Annotated in this window: 10 protein-coding genes and 1 pseudogene; 3 read left to right on the forward strand and 8 right to left on the reverse strand. The window is 40.8% G+C overall.

The features are described from left to right. The first annotated feature begins 177 nt into the window (after window positions 1-177). Entirely contained in the window at window positions 178-1,263 is a 1,086-nt protein-coding gene (locus GPW69_RS07470; protein WP_044692778.1) for a M24 family metallopeptidase, read from the forward strand. Window positions 1,264-1,434: 171 nt separating this feature from the next. On the opposite strand, the gene GPW69_RS10805 is transcribed toward GPW69_RS07470, so the two are convergent. Beyond that, the gene (locus GPW69_RS10805; protein ID WP_269472430.1) at window positions 1,435-1,635 is read right to left on the reverse strand and encodes an LPXTG cell wall anchor domain-containing protein; all 201 of its coding nucleotides are present in this window, start codon (window positions 1,633-1,635) and stop codon (window positions 1,435-1,437) included. Between the two features lie 91 nt (window positions 1,636-1,726). Here GPW69_RS10805 and GPW69_RS10950 point away from each other — a divergent pair, with 91 nt between their 5' ends. After that, a complete protein-coding gene (locus GPW69_RS10950; RefSeq protein ID WP_269472422.1) occupies window positions 1,727-4,747 on the forward strand; it encodes a hypothetical protein in 3,021 nt (1,006 codons plus the stop codon). 548 nt (window positions 4,748-5,295) lie between these two features. Here GPW69_RS10950 and GPW69_RS10955 read toward each other — a convergent pair. The 3 genes and pseudogenes from GPW69_RS10955 to tgt form a co-directional block, all read right to left on the reverse strand. Next, window positions 5,296-6,402: pseudogene (locus tag GPW69_RS10955) on the reverse strand (Ig-like domain-containing protein); the annotation flags it as partial. 243 nt (window positions 6,403-6,645) lie between these two features. Then, complete coding sequence (locus GPW69_RS07480; protein WP_156697656.1) at window positions 6,646-11,823, reverse strand: MucBP domain-containing protein; 5,178 nt, start codon at window positions 11,821-11,823, stop codon at window positions 6,646-6,648. Window positions 11,824-12,337: 514 nt separating this feature from the next. Further along, window positions 12,338-13,480, reverse strand: a complete 1,143-nt coding sequence (gene tgt / locus GPW69_RS07485) for a tRNA guanosine(34) transglycosylase Tgt (protein ID WP_002935810.1) — start codon at window positions 13,478-13,480, stop codon at window positions 12,338-12,340. Between the two features lie 318 nt (window positions 13,481-13,798). On the opposite strand from tgt, the gene GPW69_RS07490 reads away from it, so the two are divergent. Then, window positions 13,799-14,641, forward strand: a complete 843-nt coding sequence (locus GPW69_RS07490; protein WP_074391789.1) for a DUF975 family protein — start codon at window positions 13,799-13,801, stop codon at window positions 14,639-14,641. Between the two features lie 293 nt (window positions 14,642-14,934). Here the strand turns inward: GPW69_RS07490 and GPW69_RS07495 are convergent, their stop codons facing one another. The 4 genes from GPW69_RS07495 to GPW69_RS07510 form a co-directional block, all read right to left on the reverse strand. After that, on the reverse strand, window positions 14,935-15,375 hold the full coding sequence (locus GPW69_RS07495) for a CoA-binding protein (RefSeq protein ID WP_074391788.1): 441 nt from the start codon (window positions 15,373-15,375) through the stop codon (window positions 14,935-14,937). Window positions 15,376-15,494: 119 nt separating this feature from the next. Then, window positions 15,495-16,250, reverse strand: a complete 756-nt coding sequence (locus tag GPW69_RS07500) for a glucose-6-phosphate isomerase (RefSeq protein ID WP_074391787.1) — start codon at window positions 16,248-16,250, stop codon at window positions 15,495-15,497. Between the two features lie 12 nt (window positions 16,251-16,262). Beyond that, window positions 16,263-18,899 (reverse strand): DNA polymerase I, encoded by a 2,637-nt coding sequence (gene polA, locus GPW69_RS07505; RefSeq protein ID WP_074391786.1) that lies wholly within the window; start codon window positions 18,897-18,899, stop codon window positions 16,263-16,265. Between the two features lie 75 nt (window positions 18,900-18,974). Then, window positions 18,975-20,282, reverse strand: a complete 1,308-nt coding sequence (locus GPW69_RS07510) for a hypothetical protein (protein WP_074391785.1) — start codon at window positions 20,280-20,282, stop codon at window positions 18,975-18,977. Window positions 20,283-20,356: the final 74 nt, after the last annotated feature.

Raw genomic sequence — 20,356 nt, forward strand, 5'->3', positions numbered from 1 at the left:
CTATGAAAATTACGCTTTCACTCAAGTATAGTGTATCACTTTTTGAAACCACTTTCAAGAGAAAAACACCATTTTTTTGATAATACTTGCAATTTTTTTCATTTTTTGGAACAATAGTCTATATAATAAACGAAACTTTCACTTTTTTTACCACTACATGCTAGAAAGGTCTCCACTATGTCAAAATTACATCATGTTAAATCCTACTTAGAAGCCAACAAAATGGACTTGGCCATCTTCTCTGATCCAGTTAGCATCTATTATCTGACTGGCTATCATAGCGATCCTCATGAGCGCCACATGATGCTCTTTGTTATGCCTGACCACGACTCACTACTCTTTCTCCCTGCCTTGGATGTAGAACGTGCGGTTGCGACGGTTGACTTTCCTGTAGCCGGCTATATGGACTCAGAAAATCCATGGCAGATTATCAAGAGCAAATTGCCACAAAAATCTTTCTCAGCAATCGGTGCAGAATTTGATAATTTGAATTTAACCCGCTACCATGGTCTTCAGTCTATCTTTAGCCAACCATTTTCAGACATTACACCTCTGATTAATACTATGAAATTGATCAAGTCTCGTGATGAAATTGAAAAAATGCTGGTTGCTGGAGAGTTTGCGGATAAGGCTATGCAGGTTGGGTTTAACAATATCTCACTCAACGTAACCGAAACGGATATTATTGCTCAGATTGAATTTGAAATGAAGAAACAAGGCATCTCAAAAATGAGCTTTGAGACCATGGTCTTAACAGGCGACAATGCCGCAAATCCACACGGTATTCCCTCAACAAACAAAATCGAGAATAACGCTCTGCTATTGTTCGACCTAGGCGTGGAAGCTTTGGGCTATACGTCTGATATGACACGGACTGTCGCTGTCGGTAAACCTGATCAGTTTAAAAAAGATATTTACAACTTGAATCTGGAGGCTCACATGGCGGCTGTCAATATGATTAAGCCTGGTGTGACTGCTGGTGAGATTGACTATGCCGCTCGCTCTGTGATTGAAAAAGCAGGTTATGGCGAGTACTTCAACCACCGACTCGGTCACGGTTTGGGAATGAGTGTCCATGAATTCCCATCGATTATGGAAGGCAATGATTTGGTCATCGAAGAAGGTATGTGTTTCTCTGTCGAGCCTGGTATTTACATCCCTGGAAAAGTTGGTGTTCGTATCGAGGATTGTGGTTACGTTACCAAAAATGGCTTTGAAGTCTTTACAAAAACACCAAAAGAATTACTGTATTTTGAAGGGTAGCCCCCTTCTTTTTTATGCTGTATACTCTTGAATAGCATCTCCACACCTCCAATTAATTATTTAAAATCACATCGTGCTATCCGTTAAAAAACTTTCCAATCTCTTATATACAAAAGTAGCTAGTACAAATTGTACTAGCTACTTTTATATTTTATCGTAAACTCAGACGAACTATTTCTTCTCCTCTTTTTTACGTTTCTTGTACAAACCACCAAGAAGAAGACCCGCTCCAAGCATGCCTGCCCAAGCTGATGACTGTTCACCTGTATTTGGCAACACGCCTTGTCTACGCGGAGTTTGAGACTGACGAGACGGAGTTGATTCTGACTCTGAAATTGATTCAGATACTGATTCGGAAATTGATTCACTCACTGACTCAGAGATAGACTCGCTAACTGATTCTGAAATTGACTCAGATACGGATTCTGAAATCGATTCGCTTACCGATTCAGAAATCGACTCGATGACTGACTCGGAGAGGGACTCAGAAACTGATTCTGAAATCGATTCACTTACTGATTCTGAAATTGATTCAGATGTAGATTCCGAAATAGATTCGCTCACTGACTCGGAAATTGACTCAGATGTAGATTCAGAAATAGATTCGCTGACCGACTCTGAGATAGACTCAGATACTGATTCTGAAATAGATTCAGAGACTGATTCGGAAATTGATTCGCTGACTGACTCGGAAAGGGATTCTGAAAGCGATTCGCTCACTGACTCTGAGAGGGATTCTGAGACTGATTCGGAAATTGATTCACTTACCGACTCTGAGATAGATTCAGATACAGATTCAGAAATCGACTCGCTGACTGACTCGGAGAGAGATTCTGAAGTTGATTCAGAAATTGACTCACTTACTGACTCTGAGATTGACTCAGATACGGATTCTGAAATCGACTCACTTACTGACTCGGAAATTGACTCAGATGTAGATTCTGAAATCGATTCACTTACTGACTCGGAGATAGATTCTGAGACTGATTCGGAAATTGATTCACTTACTGACTCGGAAATTGACTCAGAGACGGATTCTGAAATGGACTCGCTGACTGACTCGGAAAGGGACTCAGATACAGATTCTGAAATTGATTCGCTGACTGACTCTGAAAGAGATTCAGATGTGGATTCAGAAATCGACTCGCTGACTGACTCGGAAAGGGACTCAGATACAGATTCTGAAATTGATTCGCTGACTGACTCTGAAAGAGATTCAGATGTGGATTCAGAAATCGACTCGCTGACTGACTCGGAGATGGATTCTGATACCGATTCTGAAATAGACTCGCTTACCGATTCAGAGATAGATTCTGAGACGGATTCTGAAATCGATTCGCTGACCGACTCGGAAATGGATTCTGAGACGGATTCGGAAATCGATTCGCTCACTGACTCGGAAAGGGACTCAGATACGGATTCTGAAATAGACTCGCTTACCGACTCGGAGATGGACTCAGATACAGATTCTGAAATAGACTCGCTGACCGATTCAGAGATAGACTCGCTGACCGATTCAGAGATAGACTCGCTAACTGATTCTGAAAGGGATTCAGATACCGATTCTGAAAGGGACTCACTGACTGACTCAGAGATTGACTCAGATGTAGATTCCGAAATAGATTCAGATACGGATTCCGAAATGGATTCACTTACTGACTCGGAAATTGACTCTGAGACGGATTCGGAAATTGATTCAGATGTAGATTCCGAAATAGATTCGCTAACTGACTCGGAAAGGGACTCAGATGTAGATTCAGAAATAGATTCGCTCACTGACTCGGAGATGGATTCAGAAACTGATTCAGAAAGGGACTCACTGACTGACTCGGAAAGGGACTCAGAAACTGACTCTGAGATAGACTCGCTGACTGATTCTGAAATTGACTCGCTAACTGACTCGGAGATGGATTCTGATACGGATTCTGAAATTGACTCGCTGACTGACTCGGAGATAGATTCAGATACAGATTCTGAAAGGGACTCGCTGACCGATTCAGAGATAGATTCTGAGACAGATTCGGAAATGGATTCGCTCACTGACTCGGAAATGGATTCGCTCACTGACTCGGAAATGGATTCGCTCACTGACTCGGAAATGGACTCAGATGTAGATTCCGAAATGGATTCGCTTACCGATTCTGAGACAGACTCAGATGTAGACTCTGAAATTGATTCGCTAACTGACTCGGAAAGGGACTCAGAAACTGATTCTGAAATCGATTCGCTAACTGACTCGGAAATGGATTCACTTACTGATTCTGAAAGGGACTCAGATGTAGATTCTGAAATCGACTCGCTTACCGATTCAGAGATAGATTCAGATGTAGATTCCGAAATGGATTCTGATACCGATTCTGAAAGGGACTCACTTACTGACTCGGAGATAGACTCAGATACGGATTCGGAAATCGATTCGCTGACTGACTCTGAGATGGACTCAGAGACTGATTCGGAAATCGACTCGCTAACTGATTCTGAAAGGGACTCAGATGTAGATTCAGAGATAGATTCAGATACGGATTCGGAAATCGATTCACTTACTGATTCTGAGATAGATTCTGAGACGGATTCGGAAATAGACTCACTTACTGACTCGGAAATTGACTCAGATGTAGATTCAGAAATCGACTCGCTGACCGATTCTGAGATAGATTCTGAGACGGATTCAGAAATAGATTCACTAACTGATTCTGAAAGGGACTCAGATGTAGATTCAGAAATCGACTCGCTGACTGACTCGGAGATAGACTCGCTTACCGATTCGGAGATAGATTCTGAGACTGATTCTGAGACTGATTCTGAGACTGATTCTGAGACTGATTCTGAGATGGATTCTGATACTGATTCAGAAATTGACTCGCTTACCGATTCTGAGATAGATTCACTTACTGACTCGGAGATGGATTCAGATACGGATTCGGAAATCGATTCGCTCACTGACTCCGAGATGGACTCAGAGACTGATTCTGAAATCGACTCGCTAACTGATTCTGAGATGGACTCAGAGATTGACTCTGAAACCGATTCTGATACTGATTCAACAACCGATTCTCGGACTGATTCAGAAATTGACTCGCTTACCGATTCTCGAACTGACTCTGACAATGAGTTTGAAATCGAATTTGAAATAGACTCTGAACTTGAAACTGACTCTGAGTTAGACAGGGACTCAGACTTACTTGCTGACTCTGAATTAGACAGGGACTCGGACTTACTTGCCGATTCTGAGTTTGACAAGGACTCGGACTTACTTGCTGATTCTGAATTGGACAAAGACTCAGACTTGCTTGCTGACTCTGAATTAGACAAGGACTCAGATTTACTTGCTGACTCTGAATTAGACAAGGACTCAGATTTACTTGCTGACTCTGAGTTAGACAGGGACTCAGACTTACTTGCTGACTCTGAATTAGACAAGGACTCAGATTTACTTGTCGACTCTGATGTTGAAATTCTACTCTCACCCTCAGCAATAGCATAGTTCGCAAAGATTGAGTTCTCTGTTGTCCAGATAGCACCTGTCGTATTCGAACTATTAGCGTAAATTGAAGTAACATGAATTTTATCTGTTGCATCAATATCTACAGATGATTTTATAAGAACAAGGAGAGGTGATGCCGTATGGCCATTCATTTGGACTTTGATTGATGAACCGTTCGCTGCATAGGTTACAGTTGTCTTATTCGTCACATCTGTATACTTACTAAAATCGCCTTCCATACTGTCGATAAAGCCACCCACAGGAACGCTATAAACAATAACTTGTGAGTTCTCAGGAGTATAGGTAACTGATGAAGTATCCGTTCGTACAGTCAAGCTATCATTGTAGCGTAGATTCGTGTTCATCCCATTTTCGTTCAAATAAACGACTTGTTCATAGGTTCCAGCTTTTCGATCAATATTTGTGAAAAAGCTCCTAATAGAATACATGCCACCATTTGAAGCAGGATTAGAGTAGACTACATTCTGTGATTTTGATACTGTCTCACCATCTACCGTAACATTAAAAGTTTGTACTCCCTCATTCTGCACAGTTCGTTGATCAACAAATACCGAGAGTTCAATTTGTCCAGAAATATTATTATTATTAGTCACATATTCTGTCATTGTATAGGTAATTGTACGGCTTGCGTAATCCCAAGTTCCTGTTGCGACTATATTTCCATTGACAACAATATTTGGAATAACTGCATCATTAACAACACCATTTCCTGTTGTATTCAAGGTATCAGAAAGGACAATTTTAAATGTATCGCCCGCTTTAGCTGCATCATCAAGTGTAAATTTAATGACTGAGTACATATCTCCGCCATTGGCTCCCATTGGCTCGATTGCCGCGTCAGGAACATTCAATTCAATATCAACATTTGAGAGAACTGAAGTGGAAGCCAATACACGGAAACCAGACCCCTCAACTACTTTCATAGTTGTAAGCTGGGTAATACGACCTGTCAAACTAATAGCTGATTGAGCTGAGGAAGTCGCAAGGCTCGTTACTTGTTCCTGGGTCAATGTTTCATCTATAAGCGCTGCTTCTGCCTTTGTTAAAGCTGCTTCTGCAGTTTCCAAAGCTTTCAAGTACTTAGCATATTTATCTGTAGTTGTATCAACATTTTCTGGAACCGACTTAGCCAGTGCATCTTTCAACGACGCAATTGCTTGTTCTAGTAGGCTTTTATCGACTTTTTCCTCAGTAGCCACACTATTATCACTTTGAGCAACTTCTGAAGTGGCTGTCTCTACTGAGGTGGTTACTGAATCAGTAGACGCAGTAGTTGTTTCACTTGTCGCAGTTCCCACAGTCGGAGTCGTTTCCATAATAACCGTATCCGCCGTTCCAAGCGTTGTATCTGTTGCAACTTCTGATGCCATTGTGGTTTCCTCTGCTCGGACCGTTTCATCCAAAGCTAGACCACCACCTAGAACCGTTCCTGCAGCAATTACTCCTCGTAGGATTTTAGCAGAATCCGAGATTCCCGAATTTACAGCATACTCATCTATCTCTCTTGCAGATCGCTTAAATTTGATAAAGCCAATTTGAGTCATAACAGTACGTACCCAGTGCTTTCCAGCCTTATGCATTTTTACACGGGTTTTACGGCTCGTCTCACTCATATATTTTTGTGTTTTCTTCATTCTTTCCTCGTTCCATTGTTAGACTCTCATCCAGTTTAACTGCTTAACGATCCTGTCGCTTCCCCCAACAATTGTAACTCATAAGATATGAAAGTCTACAAAAATTATTTTCCCCCACATTCACTTCAATGAATGTTTATGTATAAAAATAAAATAGCTTCAACACTAGAGAAAACTCTAATGTTGAAGCATAATAACTAATTCAGAATTTATTCATTCCAATCAGATTAATGCTTAATCTGTTTATTTTTCTTTGCGACGACGTGACGCCACTGCAACTGTACCCAACAAAGCTAAACCTACCAATGCAAGTGCAGATGTGCTTTCACCTGTTTCTGGCAAGATTGCACTTGTCTTAGGTGTTACTTTTGTTGTCTCAGTCACCGGTGTAGTTGACGGAGTTGTTGGTTGGTTAGGTGTTGTTGGAGTAGTAGGTGTTGTAGGTGTTGTTGGCTCCTCATTTTCTTGCTTATAAACGTAAGTTACATGAGTTTCACCTTCAACTACTTTACCTTTTGCATTATTTGGAATACGAGATTCTACAAGAATGTAGCGTTTTCCATTGAATACAATCACTTTTGGACGATTGTCTGAAGTATCGTAGTCTCCGCCCACTGTACCGTTCTCAGTATCAACTACTGGTGTCTTGATAACATTACCATTTTCATCAACATAATGAACAATTACTTTACCTTGTTTTTCAACTACTGGTGGAACAACTGGTGTTTCGACTTTCTCTTTGTACTCGTATGTGATAGTTTGTTCACCTTCTACAACTGTACCGTTGCTTGGGGCATCACCTTCATTTGTACGTGTACGAACAAGCTCGTAAGTCTTACCATCTTTTGTGATAGTAGCTGGTGGAGTGTCACCATAGACTTCATCTACTGGTGTATCGGTTGGTTTAACTGTCTTATCGTCTGCGATTTCAGTTTCTGTTCCTTCGATAACGTAACGAGCTACTACTGAACCTGTCTTAACAACTGGTGTTTCAACTTTAGTATAGATGTAAACTACAGTCTTCTCACCTTCTTCAACTTCACCTGTTGGTGTTGCGCCTGTTTCATCAACTTTAACAAATGTGTAGCCTTCGAAATTACCAACTGTTGTTTCATAGGTTGAGCCTACCTCACCGTCACGAACGACATCAGTTGTATCCGCAAGAACCTCACCTTTATCTGTGATGTGACGAACAAGGACGCTACCTGTCTTAGCAACTGGGGTTTCAACTTTAGTGTAGATGTAAACTACAGTCTTCTCACCTTCTTCAACTTCACCTGTTGGTGTTGCACCTGTTTCATCAACTTTAACAAATGTGTAGCCTTCGAAATTACCAACTGTTGTTTCATAGGTTGAACCTACTTCACCATCACGAACGACATCAGTTGTATCTGCAAGAACCTCACCTTTATCAGTGATGTGACGAACAAGGACGCTACCTGTTTTCTTCTCAACTGGATCTGGTGTATCAACAACTTCTTTGTACTCGTATGTGATAGTTTGTTCACCTTCTACAACTGTACCGTTGCTTGGGGCATCGCCTTCATTTGTACGAGTGCGTACAAGTGTATAAGTCTTACCACCAAATGAAATTGTAGTTGGAGGTGTGTCGCCGTATGGCTCATCGACTGGGGTATCGGTTGGTTTAACTGTCTTATCGTCTGCGATTTCAGTCTCTGTTCCTTCGATAACGTAACGAGCTACGACTGAACCTGTCTTAACGACTGGTGTTTCTTCTTTTTCTTTGTACTCGTATGTAATAGTTTGTTCGCCTTCTACAACTGTACCGTTGCTTGGGGCGTCACCTTCATTTGTACGTGTACGAACAAGTTCGTAGGTCTTACCATCTTTTTCGATTGTAGTTGGAGGTGTGTCACCATAAACTTCATCGACTGGGGTATCGGTTGGTTTAACTGTCTTATCGTCTGCGATTTCAGTTTCTGTGCCTTCGATAACGTAACGAGCTACGACTGAACCTGTCTTAACAACTGGGGTTTCTTCTTTTTCTTTGTACTCGTATGTAATAGTTTGTTCGCCTTCTTTAACAACACCGTTTTCTGGGGCGTCACCTTCGTTTGTACGTGTACGAACAAGCTCGTAAGTCTTACCATCTTTTGTGATTGTTGCTGGTGGGGTGTCGCCGTAAGGCTCATCGACTGGTGTATCAGTTGGTTTGACTGACTTATCGTCTGCGATTTCAGTTTCTGTACCCTCGATAACGTAACGAGCTACGACTGAACCTGTCTTAACGACTGGTGTTTCAACTTTTTCTTTGTACTCGTATGTGATGGTTTGTTCGCCTTCTTTAACAACACCGTTTTCTGGGGCGTCACCTTCGTTTGTACGTGTACGAACAAGTTCGTAAGCCTTACCATCTTTTGTGATTGTTGCTGGTGGGGTGTCACCATAGACTTCATCGACCGGTGTATCGGTTGGTTTAACTGTCTTATCGTCTGCGATTTCAGTCTCTGTACCTTCGATAACGTAACGAGCTACTACTGAACCTGTCTTAACAACTGGTGTTTCAACTTTCTCTTTGTACTCGTATGTGATGGTTTGTTCACCTTCTTTAACAACACCGTTTTCTGGGGCATCACCTTCATTTGTACGTGTACGAACAAGTTCGTAGGTCTTACCATCTTTTTCGATTGTTGCTGGTGGGGTGTCACCATATGGCTCATCGACTGGTGTGTCAGTTGGTTTAACTGTCTTATCGTCTGCGATTTCAGTCTCTGTACCCTCGATAACGTAACGAGCTACGACTGAACCTGTCTTAACGACTGGTGTTTCTTCTTTTTCTTTGTACTCGTATGTAATAGTTTGTTCACCTTCTTTAACAACACCGTTTTCTGGGGCATCACCTTCATTTGTACGTGTACGAACAAGTTCGTAAGTCTTACCATCTTTTGTGATTGTTGCTGGTGGGGTGTCACCATAGACTTCATCGACCGGTGTATCGGTTGGTTTAACTGTCTTATCGTCTGCGATTTCAGTCTCTGTACCCTCGATAACATAACGAGCTACGACTGAACCTGTCTTAACAACTGGTGTTTCAACTTTTTCGTATACGTAAGTAACTGTCTTAGTACCTTCTTCAACAGTTCCTTCTACCGCATCTGAACTTACCAAGTGACCGTCTTCTGTTGTTTCACCAACTGTGTGTGAACCTGCAACGACACGTTTGTAAGTCACACCATCTTTTTCGATTGTTTCTGGATACTCATCCGCTGAATCTTTAGTGTTGTAAGTTGAACCAACTTCGCCGTCAGTTGTGTCTTTAACAGTTGCCTTCAACTCAAGACCCTCTGTATCAACGTAAGTGATAACAACGTTACCTGTCTTAGGTGCTTCAACTTTTTCTTTGTAGACGTAAGTGATTTTTGTTACACCTTCAACAACTTCACCTGTTACTGGAGCAACACCAAATGTTGTCGTTGTTGCAGTAAGGTTATTGTCTTCACCAACTGTACCAACTGTATAAGTACCTGCTGGAACAAGTTCATACGTTTTACCATCTTTTTCGATAACTGCTGGTTTTTCAGTTGTACCTGTGATTTGTTCTGCGTTATATGCCGTACCTACAGCAGTACCTTCTGGTGAATCAACGTATTGTTTCTGAAGAACATTACCTTCTGTGTCAACGTAGTCAACTACAACTGATCCAGTTTTCACTTCTTGGTATACGTAAGTAACTTTCTTCGTACCTTCAGCAACTTCACCTGAAACTGCATCTGTTCCCAAATCTTTAGTTGTTGCTGTCAAGTTTCCATCTGTTCCAACAGTACCTACATTGTAGTCACCAGCAGGGACTAATTTGTAAGTCTTACCATCTTTAGTAATCACAGATGGACGCTCTGAAGTGTCTGTTGAAGCTTTTGTACCTGTATCATTTGCTGTATTGTAAGCAGTACCGATTGATTCGTTAGCAGTATCAACAAACTGAGTACCGATCTTGTTCCCGTCTGTATCAACGTAATCAACGATAACTGAACCTTTCACTTCTTCGTATACGTAAGTGATTGATTTAGTACCTTCAGCAACTGTACCAGAAACTGCATCTGTACCGAAGTTAAAGTTTGTACCATTTGCTGCCAAGCTACCGTCAGCTTTTACCGTACCAACTGTTGCAGTTGTATCTTTAGCAACCAACTTGTATGTCTTACCATCTTTGGTAATCACTGCTGGACGATCTGTTGTTTTATCTGATGCGACTGTACCAGAATCTGTAGTTGTATCGTAAGCTGTACCTACCGCTTGGTTTGTAGTGTCTTTGAACTCTGTACCGATTACGTTACCTTCAGTATCGACATAGTTAACAACTACTGAACCGTACTTAGTATTGCTCAAACGAACTGAGAAACGAAGAAGGTCAGCGTTTGTCGTTGTGTTACTTACTTCGTTAACTGGATCTGACCAGAATTTGTTCAAACCATTGATTCCGTCACCAATACGACCGTTATCAAAGAAAAGACTTGAAGTGTTATGAGTTGCAGTAGGATATTGCGTAAATGGAGTTGCTTGGTGGAAAAGTTTGAAGGTTACTTCTTTAAATGTACCTACCAAACGGATTGACCCAGTACCAGCCGGTACCAAATCTGGCAGGCGGTATTCACCAAGAAACATATCATCATTACCAACAACTGCACGGTCATAAGTGTTTCTATCCGTTACTTGAATAGTAGTATCCGTAACAGTCAAGTTTGTTCCAGTTAATTGTTCTAATTTAACATCAGGTGTGATGAGTTTAAAGTTTGTACTATTAAATGATCCTTTAGCAACATATACGTTACCAGCAGTATCGTCTACGATTGCTTTACCGCTACCACCGATACCTGAAAGGTCGATGATTGGGTTAGTTACTTCTTCGCTAAAGGTCAATGTCAATTCAGCGTTTTCTACTTCACCATTGTAGTTCAACTTATCAGTCAAAGTCCCTGGAGTAGATGGTGATGGTTGGAGATAAATCCCCATCGCTGGAATAGATGCAGGGTCTGGATTTCCTGCTAACATTGCTGCTGTCGCATCATAGTAAGATTGGTCTGCACCTGGTACTAAGTAGCTGACACCAACTTCATTACCATTTGTTGGAGTGATAGTTGCCGTCACAGTAACAGTAGAACCATCTTGTTGTGTCACAGTTGTTTGACCAGCTGTATGTGGTGTGTAGTCCCACGCTGTCATTTGCGGGTTAACATTAGCATTACTTGATGGAATTGTATCTGTAAATGTCCATTCTCCATTTGCAGAATAAGTTTCCTCCGCTGCATAAACAACTACTTGCGGTGCAACGAAAGATTCCACCGCTGCGCCTGCCATAAATAACGTCGCACCTACAGTAACAGAAGCAAGTCCACGCTTAAATTTGCGCAACGAGAAATACTCCTGCTTCTTGATCATCTTTTTTGATTGATCTTTAAACATATGTCTAAATTCTCCCCTAAATTTTTTGACATTCACCTAATATAATGAAGCGAAAATCTATAAGCTAATTATATAGACTATCATACATTTCGTCAATCAAAATGGCTTAGGATTATTTTGTTTTTTTTGTGTACTTTTTAGTAAGAATTAACATTTAATATATTATTTCTTGAACATTTTCTTATAAAAATATCTTTTTGTTCGTTTTTTTGTCTTTTGTATCTATTTTTTCATAGCAGGAGATTTCTGCAAACAACTAATATATTTTTGAATATTTATTCTTTTTTTCTTAAACCTCTTCATTATAAACAGATGTAATCGGTTGCTATGTTATTTTTTTTAATATTTTAGTGAATAATACTTCCTATTATCTTGAAATATATTCATTTATTTTAACCATACAATTTTTCAATGTTTTTTATAATCCGAACATCATTATTTACACAAAAAACAGATAGAAATCATCCATTGAATAAAACAAACTCCCTACAAATAGTAGGGAGTTCTAATAGCATTAAAAATTACGTCCGTTTTTACCGTAACCGTATTTTTCCATAAAGTCTTGACGGAATTCCAAAAGGTTGTCATCCATGATTGCTTGGCGGACATTCTTCATCAAATTAATCAAGAAGTAGAGATTGTGATAACTTGTCAAACGAATACCAAATGTCTCGTCAGCCTTAAGTAAATGGCGGAGATACGCACGTGTATAGTTTTTACATGTGTAGCAATCGCACTCTGGATCTAACGGTGTAAAGTCCTCAGCGAACTGAGCATTTTTCACTACAAGACGTCCACGACTGGTCATACAGGTTCCATTACGCGCAATACGTGTTGGTAATACACAGTCAAACATATCAACCCCACGAATCACGCCATCAATCAAGCTATCTGGTGCTCCAACACCCATGAGGTAGCGTGGTTTATTCTCCGGTAAAAGAGGGGTCGTGAAGTCCAGTACAGCATTCATTTCATCGTGTGTTTCACCAACAGCCAATCCTCCAATAGAGTAACCTGGAAAATCCATGCTAACCAAATCATGGGCTGATTGGCGACGAAGATCTTCAAAACCAGCACCTTGTACAATACCAAATAAGCCTTGGTCATGCGGACGGCGGTGAGCCTTGAGACCACGTTCTGCCCAACGACTTGTTCTTTCGATGGATTTTTTTACATAGTCATAAGGCTGGTAGAACTGCGGACACTCATCAAAGCTCATCATAATGTCAGAGCCAAGATTGTTCTGAATGGAAATAGCTTTTTCAGGTGATAGGAACATCTTACTACCATTGAGATGGTTTTTGAAGGTCACACCTTCTTCTGAGATATTGCGACTATCCGCCAAAGAATAAACCTGAAAACCACCAGAGTCAGTCAGAATCGGTTGATCCCAATTCATAAACTTGTGCAAACCACCTGCACGCGCCACCAATTCGTCACCTGGACGAAGCCACAAATGATAGGTATTGGATAGAATAATCCCTGAACCCATCGCCTTCAATTCTTCAGGCGACATGGTTTTTACCGTTGCCTGAGTTCCAACTGGCATAAACATGGGGGTTGGAAAGGTCCCGTGTGGGGTAATGATTTCGCCCAAACGTGCACCTGTGTGCTTTTCTTTCTTAATCAAGCGATACTTGATTGGAACATCTGTCATGTTTTATTTACCTCCCGCTAGGAAAAACAGTCCTAGGATATTAGTTGTGGATTCACAGTTCAGCTCTTTCATATCATACATAAAAGCACTTTACTGTGAATACAGTTTCTTAATCTTGCATGGTCTAATCCATCAGAATGTCTTAAATGTTCTCGCTTATTTCAGCGATATTTACCTTGTCTTCTACTTATTTAATAGTAAATAGATAGGCGCATCACAACAAACTGACCAATTACCACAGCACCTTCCAGTCTATCAAAAAAAGCCTAGCTTGTCATCTAGAATTATGTTACAATGTTGGGTAAGGAGGTTATGTAGATGTTTACAATTTCTAATATACGTGAGCGGGCTCGCCAAACACTAAACGAGACACCTGGTATCTATCAAGTGGCCGTCATCCCCGTCACTATTTCTGTTATCGTTCAGTTAATTTCTTTCTCTCGCAATAGCCTTGCTGGAGTGTCGGCTGAGGAACTCGCTAGTCCTAGCTACTTTATTTCTACCTCCTTGTTTCCAATATTTTACGGATTGCTATTAGGACTACTGCACTTATCCATTATATGCACTATATTTCATCTTATCAAAGGGGTAAAAACTTCCACATCATTTAAAGATGCGCTGATGATTTTCAATCATAAAGATTTCTGGAAAATCTTTCGAACCTACATTTTAAAAAGTTTCTTGCTCTTCCTTTGGGGACTCCTGTTTTACCTTGGCATCGGTCTACTTATCGGTGCTGGAACGATGATTACAATTATAGCTGCATCCAGTCAAACCTTGGATCCTAATGCGCTTCCTATGGAAATCCTTGCCATACTGGGGCTAATGGCTATGGGAGGTATCCTACTTATCCTTTTAGGGTTGGCTCTTTATATTCCACAAATCTATGCCTACTCACAGGTAGAATATATCTTGTTTGAACAATTGGAACGCGAAGAATATACAAGTGCCTTTTCAATCATTCGGTCTAGTCGAAAGTTGGTGAAAGGTTACAAGTTTAAACGCTTTACACTTGATTTATCCTTCATTGGCTGGTTCCTTCTTGTCATTATTACATTTGGCCTGGCTGGTTTATATGTATGGCCGTATCACTATGCTGCCCAAATGCACTTCCATGAAGAAATTTTAGATGATCAGGCTAAGAAAATGAGTTACGTATAAAAATAAGAGCGATATATGCTCTTATTTTTATACACGCTTTTTATGTTGATATTTAAGAAAAAAATATAGTAATAATTGGTACAAACATTTGGATTGTGTTATACTATGACTGAGGAGCGACAAAGGACTATTTTAGCCTGCTTGGTATTGGAGCAGATTTCTTCCTTTCTATTTTTACGCCATGTGTAGTAATTTGTTCCAATTCTAAGCGTTCCTCACTTAGAGTCATCCGGCAGTTCAATGGTTCATTGAACTGCTTTTTCGATGAAAAAAGTCGGATAAATATACCCGACTTATTCGTATTGTTCTTTCATTTCAAGATATTCAATCTTGATACATTTATTCATGACAATATCGTTACGACCTGCCTGACGCAACAGTTTTTCTGCTTCTTGACTTTCTAAACCAAGTTGAGCCCAGAAAACTTTGGCGTTCGACTGGATAAATTCCTGTGCTACCTCTGGTAAAAATTCACTTCTACGGAAAACATCTACAATATCAATAGGTTGGTCAATCTCTGCTAGACTACTATAGACCAATTCTCCTAAAATAGTCTCACCAGCAGCCTTGGGATTAACTGGAATAATTTTATAGCCCGCTTCCTGCATGAGCTTGGAAACGCGGTAGGCTGCTGTCTCTTCTCGACTAGACAAACCGACCACCGCAATAGTCTTAGCATTTTTCAGATAGTCAAAGATAATGTCCTGACTAGGATTTTGGAAGGAATAAGACATAGAGACCTCCTTTAATGTATATTAAATGTTAGAATCAATAAAAGTTTAATGAATAAGGTGTGCTATAACACAATCTTGTCAATTTTAACTCGTTACTGATTATAGTTTGTCTACCTTGATTATTTTTTAGCAATTTGGTACACGACATCCTTAACTTGCCCGATAACCTTTTTAAGGTTGGTCCGATCTTTATCGGTTCCTGGATCTAAGGAATAATAGATTGAACCCACAACCACGGAGTCATCATAAGTAGCTGTCGATTCCATCCGATAAAAAGTCAGACGAGCTAATTTTTGATCTGTTAATAACTGTCGCCCAACCTGCCATTCCTGACCATTGATTGTGACAACTGTCTTTTCACTAAAGGAATGATTTGTTTCAACCATCCGTGCTTCTAATTCCTCCGGCGTCATATTGCGACCGTCTTCCAATGGAGACTGATTAAAAGCATTGATATTATAGAGTTGGACCATGTAATTGCTGGAACCTTCTTTAACATCATAGACTGCAGCGACTGTCTCATCCTGAGTATTTTCTGCATTAATTGTCCAAGTAGATGGCACATCATAATAACGGAAATATTCCTTGATATTCCCATTTTCATCTTTTTCAGCAACACCATTATTGGCCGCATAAATCTTGTGGCCTTTTTGTGTTTCGTCAGCAGGTTGTGTACTATTAACAGCTATAAGCTCTGCATTTGCTAAAACATTGAACTGTTCGTTCGTAGTATCTTGTTTTTCTTGCAAAATCGGTAAAGTGGTTGAAAACTCTTCCCCTGAGGAAGCTGGTGTTTTCTCAGTCTTCTGCGCTGTTTTTCCACAACCTGCGAGCAGAAGACTACATAGACCAATACAAAGAACTATCTTTTTCATGCTCTTCCTTTCTTACTTAGCTTCATACCATGTCGGTCCCTCATTTTCATCCGCAATCAATGGTACAGACAGGCTAATCGCCGATTCCATAGTCTCTTTTACCATGGCTTTTACCGTTTCTAGCTCTGCCACTGGGACTTCCAAAACAATCTCATCGTGTACTTGCAATAACATACGTGTCGCAAGACCTGCTTCAGTCAAAGCCTTGTCGAGATTAATCATGGCTACTTTGAGAATATCTGCGGCCGAACCTTGAATTGGTGAGTTGATGGCTGTTCGTTCCGCAAAATTACGGACATTGAAATTGCGAGAGTTTATATCTGGTAATTCACGACGGCGTTTGTAAATCGTCTCTACATACCCCTTATCACGTGCCTCACGAACAATGGTTTCCATGTAATTCTTAATTCCTGGGAAGCGCTCAAAATAGGTATCGATATAGGCTTTAGCTTCCTTACGTGTAATCCCCAAGTTATTGGATAGACCGAAATCCGAAATACCATAGACGACACCGAAGTTTACAGCCTTGGCATTCCGACGGTCATTTGGTGTCACATCCTCAGCTTTTTCGATACCGAAGACCCGCATAGCTGTCGAAGTGTGAATATCTGCACCTTGCTGGAAGGCCTCAATCAAATGCTTGTCCTGAGAAATATGAGCCAAGACGCGCAATTCAATCTGTGAATAGTCCGATGCTAAAAGGACACTATTTTCAAGCGATGGCACAAATGCCTTACGAATCAAGCGCCCTTGTTCTAGACGAACAGGAATATTTTGCAAGTTAGGATCCGTCGAAGATAGACGACCTGTTTGTGTCAAATCCTGTACATAGCGGGTATGGATCTTACCATCTTCTAAAATGGCATCCTGCAAGCCGACTACATAAGTTGATTGAAGCTTGGTAATCTGACGGTATTCCAAGATTTTTGACACAACTGGTGCAATTGGCGCTAATCGTTCTAAGACATCTACTGCTGTTGAATAGCCTGTCTTGGTTTTCTTGGTATATTCCAACGGTAGTCCCATCTCTTCAAAGAGAATGGTCCCAAGCTGCTTAGGCGAATTGATATTAAATTCCTGACCAGCTAGTTCATAGATTTCCTTGGTCAACTGGTCAATCAAAACTTCGTTTTCAGATTGCATAGTTTTGAGAGTCTCAGCTTCCACCTTAATACCAGCAATTTCCATCTTAGCTAAAACATTTGCCAGTGGCAACTCCATGTCAAACAAAAGATCTAATTGCTGATTTTCTTCTAATTTGGTCAACATCGGCTCTTCTGTCTCAATCAAAACCTGAACCTTACGTGCCAAGTGTGGGAAAAAGACCTCGCGTTCTGGCAAGTCTAACTTAGCACCCTTGCCATAAACTGCCTCATCTGGAACAAGACTGGTCTGACCATAGAGGTTGGCAATGGTTGTTAGGGAATTGTCCTCAACGGTGGAAAGCAAGTATTTGGCTAGACGGCTATCGAAAGTAGCTGGAGGTAGCGTAATCTCTTTTCGGTCAAGAAGAACTTTTCCACGCTTAAAGTCATAGGTTTTTATGGTTTGGTGTTCTAAAAAGTCACGCAAGACTGGACTATCAAGTAGCTCAGGCCCTCCGACATAGATTTTCTCCTTATCTCCCCAAGCTAAACCAACCAAATCCTCTCGGTGATAATTTTCACCCAAGATTTCAAAATAGAAAAACTGGTCTTGTTTGAGCATAGCGGGGTTGATTTCCGTTACGATTTGGAAATCGAGTACCGCTTCCTCTTGCGAGCTGGTCGTACCTAACTGAGCCCTTAATTGCTTGAAGCCCATATCATCGTAGAATTGTCCTAGTTCTTCTAGCTTTGGACCTTGATAAACAATGTCATCCAGACCAATTTCGATTGGTGCATTGGTGTCAATGGTAGCAAGTGTACGAGATAGGAAGGCCTTCTCCTTATCAGCAATCAGGTTTTCTTTCATCTTAGAAGCCTTCATGCTGTCAATGTTTTCGTAGATACCATCCAAAGAACCAAATTCTGTCAGGAGTTTTAGACCTGTTTTTTCACCAATTTTGGTCACGCCAGGAATGTTATCGGACTTATCTCCCATCAAAGCCTTGAGGTCAATAAACTGAGTAGGGCTAATCCCCATTTTTTCCATGAGGTAGGCTGGGGTAAATTCTTCGAATTCGGCAACGCCTTTCTTGGAAATTTCGACTACGGTGTTCTCATCAGTCAGCTGGATCAAATCCTTATCACCGCTAACAATGGTCACATCGAAAGGGATGTCTGTCCGCTCTGCCATTTTGTCCAAGGTACCGATAATATCGTCTGCCTCATACTGATCCAGTTCGTAATGCTTGACTCCCATGGCATCCAACATCTGACGGATAAAAGGAAACTGCTCACGGAATTCGTCTGGAGTCTTGGCACGACCTGCCTTATAGTCTGCATACATCTCCGTGCGGAAAGTGGTCTTTCCAGCATCAAAAGCCACAAGAATGTGGGTCGGCTCAATCCGCTTCATCATGTGGTCCAGCATGAGATTGAAGCCGTAGATAGCATTGGTGTGAAGACCTGTCGGACTCTTAAAACGATCAATTTGATTATAAAGTGCAAAGAAAGCACGGAAGGCTACCGAAGAGCCATCGATTAATAATAATTTATTTTTTTTCATGTCTCTATTATAGCATGAAACGTATGTTTTAGTGGACTAGGGAGGGCTGGAATAATAGAAAATCCCAGTCAGTGACTAGGATTTCTCTTTTCGATAATAAATGTTCTTTGCTACTACTAAACTATGTGGTTTTTCATATTCTTGATCTAGGTAAGATTGGTAGGTTCCTGGAGCAATGAAACCGCGCAAGCCTAGGACATCTGTTCCTGCTTGACCGATTACTGAATCAGCCAAAAGGACGCAGTTGGTTGAGAGGACAAAGTAGGTTTTGAATTTTGATTTTTTAAATTTGAAAAGAGCTGCCCCAATTGCCTCTTTCATGCGGTAGGCATACATTTCGATAGGCTGGCCGTCTGGCCTTCTAGAGACCTTTTCCGCACTTGGTTGCCATGGAAGCAGTAAACCTTCTATTTCAGCTAGTCGCGTTTCTACTGCTTTTTCCTGCTCAGAACTCAATGCTAATTGATAGCCCAACATAGTCATTCCTTCTTGGTTACAAAAATCAATGTAGGCCTGACGTTCAGCTTTAAACAAAACTCCGTCACCAATTGCACCACCCAAACGCTCTGACAGGACATCGTATGAACCAAAACCGTAGACCTGCCCTTTGTAACTCAAATCAACATGCCCAACTGCTCCGAACCCTTCTTCTCCAACGTGTACAAAGACTTCTAATGCTGGAAGCTCCGCAATTTCTTTGTGGCGGTTATAGATAGATTGAGCTGTTTGTCCCTTATTATCCGCCAAGTAATCATTGACTTTTTGCAAGGTCATACGAGGAATCAAAGCTGCTAAAAATAAAGGTAGAGGCAAACGGACATGGCGCTTAAGATTTTGTTGCTCAATCGCCTCCTCAAACAAGAAACCATCACGCAGATTAGTTAGTCCGTACAAGACTAGATACCCTCCGATGACAATTGTTTGAACAACCAGCTGTGTGCCTGATACAAAGAGAGAGGCGATGCCTAACAGGGATAGCCAAACTCCGTCAATCAAAAAACGAATCCGTGGCTGCACCCCATCTTTTCTATATAGATAGAAAGTAATGAAATTAATGACTGCCGTAAAAAGCTGGTAAATCCCTATAAAAATAGCTGCAAAATAGAGAGGAATTTGAATAGCCAAATCAATACTTGCCAAAATTCCAAATAATACTGCTTTTCCCACTAGGGCAAGTACACTTTCACTCGACTTCTTCTTTCTGAAAAATATCATGCTTAATTCATATAAAGCTAAAAAGAATAAACCTGCGTGAACAAATCGAAGAATCAGTCCTGGAAATTGCCAACCAGCAATTAAAAATCCAAGACCGATGAAGACTAAGATCAGACCTTCTCCAACTAATTTTCGACCTGTTAATCCTAAATCACTTATTGTTTTCATGAGATGATTATAGCATACTTCTAGACTTGTGTTTACAGAAAAATCCTAGATACACTAGGATTTTTGAATCGCAA

The organism is Streptococcus suis, from assembly GCF_902702775.1.
In the GTDB taxonomy this organism is placed as follows: Bacteria; Bacillota; Bacilli; order Lactobacillales; family Streptococcaceae; genus Streptococcus; species Streptococcus hashimotonensis.

Excerpts from the sequence above, each read along its gene's own strand:
- GPW69_RS07470 (WP_044692778.1), top strand. The coding sequence starts at position 178 with ATGTCAAAATTACATCATGTTAAATCCTACTTAGAAGCCAACAAAATG.
- GPW69_RS10950 (WP_269472422.1), top strand. The coding sequence starts at position 1,727 with ATGACTGACTCGGAGAGGGACTCAGAAACTGATTCTGAAATCGATTCA.
- GPW69_RS07480 (WP_156697656.1), bottom strand. The coding sequence starts at position 11,823 with ATGTTTAAAGATCAATCAAAAAAGATGATCAAGAAGCAGGAGTATTTC.
- tgt (WP_002935810.1), bottom strand. The coding sequence starts at position 13,480 with ATGACAGATGTTCCAATCAAGTATCGCTTGATTAAGAAAGAAAAGCAC.
- GPW69_RS07490 (WP_074391789.1), top strand. The coding sequence starts at position 13,799 with ATGTTTACAATTTCTAATATACGTGAGCGGGCTCGCCAAACACTAAAC.
- GPW69_RS07495 (WP_074391788.1), bottom strand. The coding sequence starts at position 15,375 with ATGTCTTATTCCTTCCAAAATCCTAGTCAGGACATTATCTTTGACTAT.
- GPW69_RS07500 (WP_074391787.1), bottom strand. The coding sequence starts at position 16,250 with ATGAAAAAGATAGTTCTTTGTATTGGTCTATGTAGTCTTCTGCTCGCA.
- polA (WP_074391786.1), bottom strand. The coding sequence starts at position 18,899 with ATGAAAAAAAATAAATTATTATTAATCGATGGCTCTTCGGTAGCCTTC.
- GPW69_RS07510 (WP_074391785.1), bottom strand. The coding sequence starts at position 20,282 with ATGAAAACAATAAGTGATTTAGGATTAACAGGTCGAAAATTAGTTGGA.